Source organism: Arthrobacter sp. D1-17, assembly GCF_054130535.1.
On the sequence record NZ_CP096382.1, the window covers coordinates 1,991,122 to 2,002,849 of the forward strand.

8 protein-coding genes are annotated in these 11,728 nt (G+C 65.2%); 5 read left to right on the plus strand and 3 right to left on the minus strand.

Annotated features, from left to right (window positions below; genetic code table 11):
* Positions 1 to 85: 85 nt before the first annotated feature.
* Together M1E01_RS09360 and M1E01_RS09365 are read right to left on the minus strand one after the other, a co-directional pair.
* On the minus strand, positions 86 to 1,018 hold the full coding sequence (locus M1E01_RS09360; protein ID WP_457974750.1) for a glutaminase: 933 nt from the start codon (positions 1,016 to 1,018) through the stop codon (positions 86 to 88).
* Positions 1,015 to 2,613: a PucR family transcriptional regulator gene (locus tag M1E01_RS09365; RefSeq protein WP_457974751.1), complete on the minus strand. Its 1,599-nt coding sequence runs from the start codon at positions 2,611 to 2,613 to the stop codon at positions 1,015 to 1,017. Before M1E01_RS09365 ends, M1E01_RS09360 begins: the two co-directional genes overlap by 4 nt.
* A gap of 263 nt (positions 2,614 to 2,876) precedes the next feature.
* Between M1E01_RS09365 and M1E01_RS09370 the strand changes: the two genes are divergently transcribed.
* Positions 2,877 to 3,236: a dihydrofolate reductase family protein gene (locus tag M1E01_RS09370; RefSeq protein WP_457974752.1), complete on the plus strand. Its 360-nt coding sequence runs from the start codon at positions 2,877 to 2,879 to the stop codon at positions 3,234 to 3,236.
* Positions 3,224 to 3,511 (plus strand): dihydrofolate reductase family protein, encoded by a 288-nt coding sequence (locus M1E01_RS09375; RefSeq protein ID WP_457974921.1) that lies wholly within the window; start codon positions 3,224 to 3,226, stop codon positions 3,509 to 3,511. Before M1E01_RS09370 ends, M1E01_RS09375 begins: the two co-directional genes overlap by 13 nt.
* Here M1E01_RS09375 and M1E01_RS09380 read toward each other — a convergent pair.
* Positions 3,481 to 4,995 (minus strand): MFS transporter, encoded by a 1,515-nt coding sequence (locus M1E01_RS09380; RefSeq protein WP_457974753.1) that lies wholly within the window; start codon positions 4,993 to 4,995, stop codon positions 3,481 to 3,483. The genes M1E01_RS09375 and M1E01_RS09380 overlap by 31 nt on opposite strands.
* 130 nt (positions 4,996 to 5,125) lie before the next feature.
* Here M1E01_RS09380 and M1E01_RS09385 point away from each other — a divergent pair, with 130 nt between their 5' ends.
* The 3 genes from M1E01_RS09385 (at position 5,126) to M1E01_RS09395 (ending at position 11,714) form a co-directional block, all read left to right on the plus strand.
* Positions 5,126 to 5,677: a dihydrofolate reductase family protein gene (locus M1E01_RS09385; RefSeq protein ID WP_457974754.1), complete on the plus strand. Its 552-nt coding sequence runs from the start codon at positions 5,126 to 5,128 to the stop codon at positions 5,675 to 5,677.
* A gap of 93 nt (positions 5,678 to 5,770) precedes the next feature.
* Positions 5,771 to 6,739 (plus strand): lipid kinase, encoded by a 969-nt coding sequence (locus M1E01_RS09390; RefSeq protein ID WP_457974755.1) that lies wholly within the window; start codon positions 5,771 to 5,773, stop codon positions 6,737 to 6,739.
* Between the two features lie 778 nt (positions 6,740 to 7,517).
* A complete protein-coding gene (locus M1E01_RS09395; protein ID WP_457974922.1) occupies positions 7,518 to 11,714 on the plus strand; it encodes an Ig-like domain-containing protein in 4,197 nt (1,398 codons plus the stop codon).
* The last annotated feature ends 14 nt before the right edge of the window (positions 11,715 to 11,728 follow it).

The window sequence follows — 11,728 nt, forward strand, 5'->3', positions numbered from 1 at the left end:
CGGGAAAGATCTGACTGGTGGAGGCTATGAGTGGCGGATGTGGGCGCCGGGCCGGGCACCGCGGGGGAGAGCCGGGCGTCGCAGATCAGAAAACAGACCAGCCGGTGCGGTCGGACAGGTCAGCGAGGGCAGCGCTGCCCGCAAGGGAGTTGCCTTTGGCGTCCAGACGGGGGCTCCAGACGCAGATGGTGCAGTGGCCCGGAACGATGACCAGGATGCCGCCGCCCACGCCGCTTTTCCCGGGCAGTCCCACACGGTAGGCGAATTCACCGGCGGCGTCGTACATGCCGCAGGTCAGCATGATGGAACCGATGCGCTTTGCCTCGCTCCGGGACAGCACTGTTCCGGAGTTTCCGCGGCCGTCCCGCGCCAGGAAGAGCCCGGCCTTGGCCAGTTCCACGCAGGTCATCATGATCGAGCACTGGCGCACGTAGCTTTCCACCACGGACCCGGCGGACTGCCGGAGATTCCCGAAGCCTTTGAGGAAGTGGGCCAGGGCGAGGTTGCGGCTGCTGTTGGAAAGTTCACTGGCGGCCGCTGGCTCGTCGATGAACGGCCCCGGTCCGCCCGCCTCGCCCGTGAGGAAGCGCAGCAGTGCGGTGGCGGCGTCGGGGGTTTCCTCCATCAGGTGGTCGGTGACCACCAAGGCGCCGGCGTTGATGAACGGGTTACGCGGGATGCCGTGCTCCACTTCCAGCTGAACCAGCGAGTTGAAGGCGGTGCCGGAAGGTTCCCGCAGCACCCGTGACCACACCGATCCCGGTCCGCCACGCTGTAGGGCGATCGCCAGCGTGAACACCTTGGAGATGCTCTGGATTGAGAACGGAATATGGGCGTCCCCTGCAGTAAAGACCTCCCCGGACGCCGTAGCCACAGCTATCCCAAACCTGTTGAAGGGAACTGCTGCCAGGGAGGGAATGTGGGTCGGGACGGAGCCGGATTCCCTTTGCGGCCGATGGGTTCGGACAATGTCATCAAGTAGCGGTTTCAAGGGCGGCGCATCGAGCGTTGTGGTCATTTCCTGCCTTGAGGTTCTTTGTGGATGTCCGCCCATTCCTGTACATGGAGCAGGGCCACCAGTGCATCGCGTGGATCGCCGAAGTCCAGCCCGGTGACCCGGGCGGCCTTGCTGATGCGGTAGTAGACGGTGTTCTTGTGCAGTCCCATGCGTTTGGAGCACTCGGCAACGTCGAGCGAGGCATCAAAGTACACCCGCAGGGTCTCCGCGAGTTCGCCGTCGTCACGTAAAAGGGCGGACAGGCTGCGGTGGCGGAACGTCGACGACAGAAAGCTCCGGACGGCATCGCGGTAGAGGATTTCGCCCTCGAATTCAGCCACCGTCCCGACGGAGGCTTCACCGGAGGCCCCTACACAGTCAAGCAGGGCCTCGGTGACTGGGGTGACGGTATGGAGTGTCAGCAGGTCAGGGGCTACCGGGCCGACGGCGGCAAAAGGGCTGATGCCCAGGTGCTTGGCTGCGTCGCGGACGATGGATTCAGCCATGCTGCGCAGACCGGGTTCGGACGCGGCGGACTGCAGGCCCGGGATGATGACGGCCGTGTCGCCCCTGAACTGGCCGATGACCGCGGACGCCTTGTAGGCGGCCGCATGGATGGACGCAAGGTTTGCAAGCTCGCCGTGCTTCAGCGCCGCGTCATCAGCCTGGGAGTCCGACTGGGACATTCCGATCAGGATCAGCGCCGCGGGTCGGTCTACGGGAATCTTCCCGCTGTGGGCAGTGGCGGCGGCCTCCGCAGGGCCGGACAGGATCCGGGCAATCACGTCCTCGCGCATGTGCACGGACTGCTGGTTGCGATAACGGATGAGCTCGGCGGAAACCCTGGCTGCTGATCCTGTCAGTACATAGTCAACGTCACTGCCGAAGCCGTCCCCGGTTTCCTGAAGCCAGATGTAACCCATGACTCGCTCTCCGGCGAAAAGCGTAATTGCGACGCGTTCCCGCAAGCCGTCCTGCGGGCGCGCAGGCACACGCACGGGCAGCCGGGTTCTGTGCAGTTCGCGGTACGCGCCGAGATCCTTGAGCAGCAGTTCGTATTTACGCGGGCCGCGCCGGGCCAGGATGGATGCCTTGCGCAGTTCGTCGATGTCGTTGGAAACGGTGGAGTAGGCCAGGACCTTGTTGGCGGCGTCCTCGATGACCACGTGGCTGGAGGTCAGCCGGGCGGTGGTCTGGGCGATGGCAAACAGGTCCTCTTCGAGCAGCGTCAGCACTTCGCTCTGGTAGCTGCGCGGCTGGATCCGGTCCTTGGAGATGGACAGCAGCCGGTCCCAGTCGGCGGACGGCTCCACGAGCAGCAGCCCGGTTCCTGCGGCACTGAGGAGTTCTTCGGCGTCAGCCAGCTCTTCGCGCGTTCCCTTGACGGCGACGACCGGCGGCGGGTTCCCCAGGAGCCGCCGAAGCGCGGGCAAGGCCGAGCGCCCACGGACGCCGATCAGCAGCACAAAGGCGGCACCGGCGTCGGACGTCTCATCATCGCCGTCGACAATCAGGAACCGCTCGATGACCGAACGCTCGGGGGCGGGGCGCAGGATGAGGCTGGCGAAACCCAAAGGGACGTCCGAAAGGATGTCGTCCACCGTAACCGCGGTCATGGCTTTCCTTCTGCGTCGATCCGCCCGGACGGCTTTGTCCGGTCACCTCATGGTAGCGAGCTGTTACGGTCCAAAATATGTGAGCAAATCCAAACGAAAGCGCCGGTTTTCGGTTTCCAGCCCAATGCGGCGCACGTGCTCGAAGAATCCGAGGCTTGAAATAGGGCTTCGCCCTCGCAAGGCCCCCCGCGTGCGTGCTTGGCTGTAGCAGGCAGAATAGACCAAGAAGCGTCTGCGGACGTTGTTCGACGAGGTGACACGACATGCAGCTGAGAACCACGACCAACGTCTCCGTGGACGGCGTGATGCAGGGGTTGGGCGGGCCTGATGAGGACCGCACGGGCGGCTTCGAGCGCGGGGGATGGGCCATGCCGCTTCTTGACGCGGAAACCGGTGACTATCTCAACCAGGTCTACGGGAGCGCGGCCGCGTTCCTCTTCGGCCGGCGGACGTACGGGATCTTCGCCGGCTACTGGGGAGTGATGGCAGATTCGAGCACAAACCCCATCGCTTCCGCGCTGAACAGCCGGCCCAAATACGTGGTGTCGACCAGTCTCGCCGACCCCAGTGGGCGGGCACCACGGTCCTGCACGGCGACATCGCCGCGGCCATCGTTGACCTAAAGACGCATCACGACGGGGATCTGCTGGTTCCGGGCAGCGGCGTACTCGTCCGATGGTTACTCGCCGACGGGCTGGTCGACCAGCTCGATCTGGTTACGTATCCCGTCGTCGTGGGCCAGGGCAAGCGTCTGTTCCCCGATTCGGGGCCGGACATCGCGCTCGATCTGGTGAGCTCGCGGACTACGCCCGGGGGAATCACCATCCAGGCTTACCGGCCCCTCGGGCGTCCCAAGTATGCGGGTTCCTACTCATCCTTGGGCGGGGGAGAGGTGTGACCCGCCGTCCCCGATGCATCGGCAGCCGCCCGGGCGTACGACGCCGAGACCCGGCGGTAAACCGGAGTCAGGAAGGCGAGCAACGCGGCTACGGCCATGATGATCCCGGCGATCAGAAACACCAGGGCGATGCCGCGCGAGACGCCCTCGCCCAGCAGCGGGGCCAACTGGGCGGCGCCTTCAGCCGACCGTGCGTACGGAATGATCCAGAACTGGGCGATGGGCGCGATGACGAACGCGGTGACCGGTGCTGCCGCAGACTCAAACGCCATGGCGAATCCGAACACCCGGCCCTGCCTGGGCAGTGGCACAACCTGCTGGATGACCGTCTGCTCGGCGGCCTCCACGACAGGTATCAGGACCAGGTACAGCCAGATGCCGGCGACGTACAGCCATGCCCATTCCCGGACCGTAAACACAGCGCCGAGGACCCCCATCACGATGACCGCGAGCAGCATGCTGCGCAACGGGTTGGGCCCCAGGCCGAACTTGCCAATTAGCGCGCCGCCCACAATGAACCCGGTGGAACCGAGCGCGAAGACGGCCCCCCACAACTCCACGGGAAACATCTCCAGGCCATAGGGATCCATGAGCGCCATGTAGACGCCGCCAATGAAGTTGTTGAACGTGGAGAACAAGATCAGGGCAAACAGTCCGGCGACGGCAAGCACGGCCGCAAGCGAACCGCGCAGGTCGAACGCCCCGTGCGCGTCTGTGGCGGCCACCCGCACCTCCTCGGGCATGCGCAGCGTGAGCAGGTGCACGAAGGCCAGCGCCGTGAGCACGACGGCGACCACGACAGTCCAGCCCATGCCCAGTAACCCGATCGACAGGCCGGACAGCACCGAGGTGACGATAAAGGCCAGCCCCTGCACCATGCCCACCATTCCGTTGGCGTTGGCCCGCCGGTCCGGTTCGATGAGGATGGTGACTGTGGTGGAGAGGGCAACGTTGCGCATGTTCTCCACCACCGCTCCGACGAGGATGATCAGGGTGAAGAGCCAGAACCACGGCTGGGTCAGGTGCAGCAGCTGTGCAGTGGGTGTCAGCAGGAACATGATTCCGGAGAGCAGGAACATCACTAAGGTGAAGGCCGCGGCAGACCGCATCACAGCCAGTTTTCGGTAGCGGTCCACGAACGTGCCGAAGCTGATGCTGGACAGTGCGATCAGCAGCATGTAGGCCCCGCCGATCACCCCCGTGGCGATCACGTTGCGCGTCTCCAGGTACACCCAGAATGTCAGGGCGAACCACAGGTAGCTGGTAGTGATGTTGGCGAGGGCGGTGTTCACCAGAATTCCGGCGAATGTACGGGAACGCTGCGCCGGGCTGCGCAAGGACGTGTCGACGGCGCCGGGATCAGCCAGGCGGGCTGCCCCTGCATCCTCGACCTGCGTTGAGGTAACGGCCACGTCATCGGGGACGCCCGCGCCGCCGTCTGCAGTCGCAGCGGCCCCTGACGGTGCCGGTTCCTGCTCGGTCATGCGTCCCAGTTTACTGACGACCTTCGCGCGGGAACATGGTTTCATGGCTCCCGTCCATTGGCATCTTCCGCCCGCTCGGGTATCCCAGTACGGTGGCCCTTGTCCGCTTGAGTTCCATGGGAGGTCCCAAATGCGTAAAGTCACCGCCGGCCTGTTTCATTCCGTTGACGGCATAGTGTCGGATCCGTTCATGTTCCAATTCGACAGTTTCGACGACGAACTCGCTCAGGGACTGACCAGGATGATGGGCACTGTGGACACGGTGGTGCTGGGGCGGGTGAGCTACCAGGAGTGGGCGGGCTACTGGCCCACCGCCGCAGCGGACGAGGACTTCGCAGCCTTCATCAACCCTGTTGAGAAGTACGTGGCGTCGCGGACGCTCAGCAAGCCTCTGGAATGGCAGAACTCGCACCTGATGGATGCCCCGCTGGAGGAGTACGTAGCGAAGCTGAGGGAGCGCGGCGGCGGCGAGATCGCAGTGTGCGGCAGCATCTCGGTGACGCGGCAGCTGCTGTTCGCCGGGCTTCTGGACTCGCTCACACTCATGACCCACCCTGTGGTCGCAGGAAGCGGCCGCCGCCTGTTCGAGGACGGCGACCCGCTCACCCGGCTGGAACTTCAGGACCAGTCCCGGACCAGCAAGGGCAACGTGATCAGCACATACGGGCGGCTTGAGGGCTAGGGCTGGGCTTGGGCTGGGGCACGCCGGTGCCACAGTAGCGGCTGGCGGTGCTGTGGCTATCGCAGGGACTTCTCAAGTAGATGGACTTACCACATGAAAGTTGCCCGAGACGCAGGCTCTGCTGCCGTGGTGATTAACGCCGGGTCCCGCCGGGGAGCGGCGGCGCACGAACGCGCCGTGGTCGCGCTGCGAAAGGCAGACGTGCCGATCACCTCCGTGCACCGCGTGCTCTCCGGTGCGGAGCTGGCCGAAACGCTCGACCGGGTGGTTGCGGACGGGCACGAGCTGGTCATTGTCGGTGGCGGAGACGGGACTGTTGCCACCGCCGCCGGTAGCGTTGCTGGCACCAACGTCGTGCTCGGCGTCCTTCCGCTCGGCACTGCAAACGACCTCGCCCGCACGCTTGAGATACCAACTGATTTGGACAAGGCGTGCGCTGCCGTCGCAGGCGGGAAGGTGGTCGACATCGACCTTGGACGGGCGAACGGCCAGCCGTTCCTCAACGTAGCCTCGGTTGGCCTGTCGGTGGGTGTCACCCAAGTTCTCAGCCCCCGCCTGAAGCGGCATCTCGGGCCCTTGGCGTACGGCATTGCCACCCTGCTCGCCTACCGTCGACACGAGCCGTTCCGAGCCCGTCTCGAGTTCCCGGAAGGGGACCACGGGCCGATGGAGCTCGAGGACCTGCTCCAGGTGGCCGTCGGCAATGGCAGGCACTACGGAGGCGGCAATACGGTCTCGCCGACGGCGGGGATCGACGACCATATTCTTGATATCTACGCCATCCTGGTAGCGCCGCTGCGCGAGCACGTGAGGGTCGCGCGGCTGCTCAAGGACGGAAGCTTCGTCAGGCACGACCGGGTGCACCACCTGACCAGCCGGAGTGTCCGGCTGGTCACTGAGCCTCGGCTGTCGGTGAACCTCGACGGCGAGATCGCTACCGAGACACCAACCAACTTCACAATCGAGCGCAACGCCGTCCACATTGTGGTGCCCCAGAGCAGCAGCAGCGCATCGCTCGACGGACGGCGTGACCGGGGAGAGGACCATACACCTGAGAGCTGACTAGCCAAGGGTACGAACAGTCAGTCAATTGTGTTGCCCGGCTAGCCTTCAACGGTAATCGCGGCGATGGCTGCATGCGGCATGATCGAGCGGCTCGGCTGGCGCTCCTCGAAAAAGCCAACGAGCAGGTGCCCGTGTGGCCCGAGTACCCGCGCGAGCCAGGAGAGAGCCTGAGGTAGCTCGGTCGGAGCCAGATGAATGGGGGAGTACCATGCCAGCACGCTCGTGTTTCCGCTGCACGCGCGGCGTAGGCATGGCCAACCAGCGCATCAGTCACGCAACCAAGTGTAGGTAGGACTTCGTTTCTTTGGCGCCCGCTTTAGAGCTCGTGCAGTAGAACAGCGCCCGGCCACGCCCGCCTACACCGGGGTGGCCAAGGGTAAAGTGCGGCGTTGGGACTTGCCGGCTTCCAAGGAATCTTAAACCCCTAAAACTGGGGTCGACTGAAAAAATCCCAACCTTTTTACCAGTTGTTCCGTCGACTATGTCCCAAGGGGGAGTGCACACAAGGTGCCAGGACCGCAGCAGCAGGCGCTTCGAAGTACCGTCCCCAACGGAAACGTTGGCCGGGACTGGCATAGACAAACAACTCCAATGAGTGGTGAGGCTAGTGACCAACCCTGTACAGCTCGACGTTCAACTGCAGGCAGCAACATTCTTCCGCACGGGCGGGCGTGCTGGGGGTCGCAGGACTTCCTGGTTTGGCGTAAGGCGTGGAGGTGGTCTTCGTCTACGCGCGTCGCGGAACTTAAGGTTCCCGGCACTGCTGACAGCGCTGCTGCTCGCGTTGAGTGGTGTCCTGGTGGTGCCGGTCCCGGCGTCGGCCGCCCCGGGTGACGTTGGGGTTGAGGGTCCCTCGCATACGGGGACGGGGACGCCGACGGGTTCGAAGCGGGCGACGAGTGGCCTGTGGTTCAACGACGGGTCCTGGTGGGGGAACCTGTGGGACACTGCCAGCTCGGATTTTCATATCTTCCGGTTCAATGCCGCGACCAGCTCGTGGGTTGATACCGGTGTGGCGACAGACACGCGGGCGAACACCCATCATGACGTGCTGTGGGACGGGACAACGCTGTACGTGGCGAGCTACCGGTTCGTCAACGACGGCCTGCCGGCCGAGCCGAACTTCCCGACGACGATGCGGCGTTACAGCTACAACGCGACGAGCAAGACCTATACGTTGCGGGGTTCGTCAACCATCAACAACCACCGTGTCGAGGCCCTGACCATCGATAAGGACTCCACGGGCCGGGTGTGGGCTACCTGGCAGCAGGCGAACCGGATCTACCTGAACGTCACCGGCACGGACGGAGCAACGTGGGGGACACCGTTCCCGCATCCCGCGGCATTGAGCAACGTGTCGGTGGATGACACCTCGGCTGTGATCGCGTTCGGGCCCGGCAAGATCGGGGTGATGTGGAGCCGGCAGGTCGGTGACGCCACCGACGGCATGTACTGGAGCTACCACGTCGACGGAGCGGCGAACACCGCCTGGACCACTCCTGTGGCGGCGGTGGACGGGCAGCGCAGCGGTGATGACCATATGAACCTGAAGTGGCTGGATTCCTCCGGCGGCCGGGTGTTCGCGGCCATTAAGACGTCGTTCACGTCGGCGTCCCAGCCGCTGATCCAGCTGTTGGCCTTGAATAATGCGACCTCGGCATGGTCGGCGCACACGATCGCGACGGTGGCGGAGTGCCCGAACCGGGTGATTGTCCTGATTGATGAGAGCACGCAGAGGCTGCGGACCTTCGCTACCTATCCGAAGCCCAGCGGCACGACCAACGCCGGTGTCTGCACCACCTCGGGCGGTGCGATCTACGAGAAGTCCGCGTCACTGAGCGACATCACCGGCAACTTCAGCTTCACCACCACGAAGACGGCTCATATCGTGGACGCCGACCAGTATGTCCACAACGTGACCTCGACGAAGCAAAACCTGAACAGCGCGGCGCGGGGCACCGCGAACAGCGGTCTGCTGCTGCTGGCCGATGTGAACGCCACCAGCCGGTACTGGCACGCTTACGACCCCAGCGGCGGCAGCGGCGGCGGCGACACAACGGCTCCGACAGTGACGGGTACTTCTCCGGCTGATGGTGCGACCGGTGTAGCGGTGTCGGCGAATGTGACGGGGACCTTTTCGGAGGCGATGGACACCTCGACGATCACTCCGGCCACGTTCACGTTGCGGACGGGGACGGCGACGGGAACAGGGACAGCGGTGTCGGCCGCTGTGACGTACGACAGCACGAACCGGGTTGCGACGTTGAACCCCACCGCCGACCTGGCAGCAGGCACGACATACACCGCGACGATCAAGGGCGGCTCCACTGGGGTGAAGGATGCTGCCGGTAACACGCTGGCCACAGACAAGGCCTGGACCTTCACCACCGCTGCCGCCGGCGGCGGCACCTCCGAGACCGTCACGCTCACGACCACCGCTGACAGCTACGTCTCCAGCGGAGCGGCGACGACGAACAACGGCACGAGTACCCTGCTGGGCGTAGACAACAGCCCCGTGGAGGTCACATACCTGAAGTTCGACCTGTCCGCCTACGCGGGCAGAACCCTGGAAAGCGCGGAGCTGCAACTGCGCAGCGCCGGGAGCGGATCCACAGGCACCCAGAACATCAAACTGGTCACCACTGACACCTGGACCGAAACCGGGATCACCTACAACAACCGCCCGGCCCTCGGCACCAGCATCGGCCGGCTCGGCCCGACAACAACCAACACCAACTACACCGTCCCCCTGACCGCCACCGGCCTGGCCGGTGAACTCGGCCAACAGCTCTCCCTCGGTATGGACGCCAACAGCAGCGACGGCCTGGACCTGAACTCCAAGGAAGCCGGCAGCACGGCCATACCCAAACTCGTGCTCACCCTCAGCGGCTCCAGCGGCGGCGGCACCCCCAGTGATACGACGGCTCCGACCGTGACGGATACCTCTCCGGCTGCCGGTGCCACCGGTGTGGCCGTGACGGCGAATGTGACCGGGACCTTCTCCGAGGCGATGAATGACGCGACGGTCACGCCGGAGACGTTCACGCTGAGCACGGGAACGACGACGGTGCCGGCCGCTGTGACGTACACCGGCACGGACCGGACCGCGACGCTGAACCCCACCGCCGACCTGGCTGCAGGCACGACATACACCGCCACGATCAAGGGCGGCACCGACGGAGTGAAGGATGCTGCCGGTAACACGCTGGCCGCGGACAAGACCTGGTCTTTCACCACGGCTGCCGCGGGTGCCCCCAGTGATACGACGGCTCCGACCGTGACCGGTACGTCTCCGGCTGCCGGTGCAACCGGCGTGGCGGTGACGGCGAACGTGACAGGGACCTTCTCCGAGGCGATGGATGCCGCGACGATCACGCCGGCCACTTTCACGCTGACGACGGGGACGGGCACGGGGACGACGACGGTGCCGGCGGATGTGAGGTACGACAGCACGAACCGGGTGGTGACGTTGAACCCTGATGCCGACCTGGCGGCAGGTACGGCCGGTACAACATACACCGCCACGATCAAGGGCGGCACCGACGGAGTGAAGGATGCTGCCGGTAACACGCTGGCCGCGGACAAGACCTGGACGTTCACCACCGCTGCCGCCGGCGGCGGCACGACGGAGACCGTCACGCTCACGGCCACCGCTGACAGCTATGTCACCAGCGGAGCAACAGGGACGAACAATGGCACGAGCACCATGCTGGGCGTGGACAACAGCCCGGTGGAGGTCACATACCTGAAGTTCGACCTGTCCGCCTACGCGGGCAGGACCCTGGAAAGCGCGACGCTGCAGCTGCGCAGCGCCGGAAGCGGCTCCACAGGCACGCAGAACATCAAACTGGCCGGTGACGGCTGGACCGAAACCGGAATCACGTACAACAACCGCCCGGCCCTCGGCACCAGCATCGGCACCCTCGGCCCGACAACGACCAACACCAACTACGGCATTCCCCTGACCGCCACCGGCCTGGCCGGTGAACTCGGCCAACAGCTCTCCCTCGGCATGGACGCCAACAGCAGCGACGGCCTGGACCTCAACTCCAAGGAAGCCGGCAGCGCGGCCGCACCCAAACTCGTGCTCACGCTGAGCCCCGCCAGCGGCGGCGGCACCCCCAGTGATACGACGGCTCCGACCGTGACCGGTACGTCTCCGGCTGCCGGTGCAACCGGCGTGGCGGTGACGGCGAACGTGACAGGGACCTTCTCCGAGGCGATGGATGCCGCGACGATCACGCCGGCCACTTTCACGCTGACGACGGGGACGGGCACGGGGACGACGACGGTGCCGGCGGATGTGAGGTACGACAGCACGAACCGGGTGGTGACGTTGAACCCTGATGCCGACCTGGCGGCAGGTACGGCCGGTACAACATACACCGCCACGATCAAGGGCGGCACCGACGGAGTGAAGGATGCTGCCGGTAACACGCTGGCCGCGGACAAGACCTGGACGTTCACCACGGCTGCCGTCGCCGGCGGCACGACGGAGAGCGTCACGCTCACGGCCACCGCTGACAGCTATGTCACCAGCGGAGCAACAGGGACGAACAATGGCACGAGCACCATGCTGGGCGTGGACAACAGCCCGGTGGAGGTCACATACCTGAAGTTCGACCTGTCCGCCTACGCGGGCAGGACCCTGGAAAGCGCGACGCTGCAGCTGCGCAGCGCCGGAAGCGGCTCCACAGGCACGCAGAACATCAAACTGGCCGGTGACGGCTGGACCGAAACCGGAATCACGTACAGCAACCGCCCGGCCCTCGGCACCAGCATCGGCACGCTAGGCCCGACAACGACCAACACCAACTACAGCGTTCCCCTGACCGTCAGTGGCCTGGCCGGTGAACTCGGCCAACAGCTCTCCCTCGGCATGGACGCCAACAGCGGCGACGGCCTGGACCTCAACTCCAAGGAAGCCGGCAGCACGGCCGCACCCACACTCGTGCTCACCCTGACGCAGTGACGTAAACCGGCTCC

Bases quoted from the DNA above. Each gene is read 5' to 3' on its own strand.
- M1E01_RS09390 (WP_457974755.1), top strand. From the start codon at position 5,771: ATGAAAGTTGCCCGAGACGCAGGCTCTGCTGCCGTGGTGATTAACGCC.
- M1E01_RS09365 (WP_457974751.1), bottom strand. From the start codon at position 2,613: ATGACCGCGGTTACGGTGGACGACATCCTTTCGGACGTCCCTTTGGGT.
- M1E01_RS09385 (WP_457974754.1), top strand. From the start codon at position 5,126: ATGCGTAAAGTCACCGCCGGCCTGTTTCATTCCGTTGACGGCATAGTG.
- M1E01_RS09370 (WP_457974752.1), top strand. From the start codon at position 2,877: ATGCAGCTGAGAACCACGACCAACGTCTCCGTGGACGGCGTGATGCAG.
- M1E01_RS09360 (WP_457974750.1), bottom strand. From the start codon at position 1,018: ATGACCACAACGCTCGATGCGCCGCCCTTGAAACCGCTACTTGATGAC.
- M1E01_RS09380 (WP_457974753.1), bottom strand. From the start codon at position 4,995: ATGACCGAGCAGGAACCGGCACCGTCAGGGGCCGCTGCGACTGCAGAC.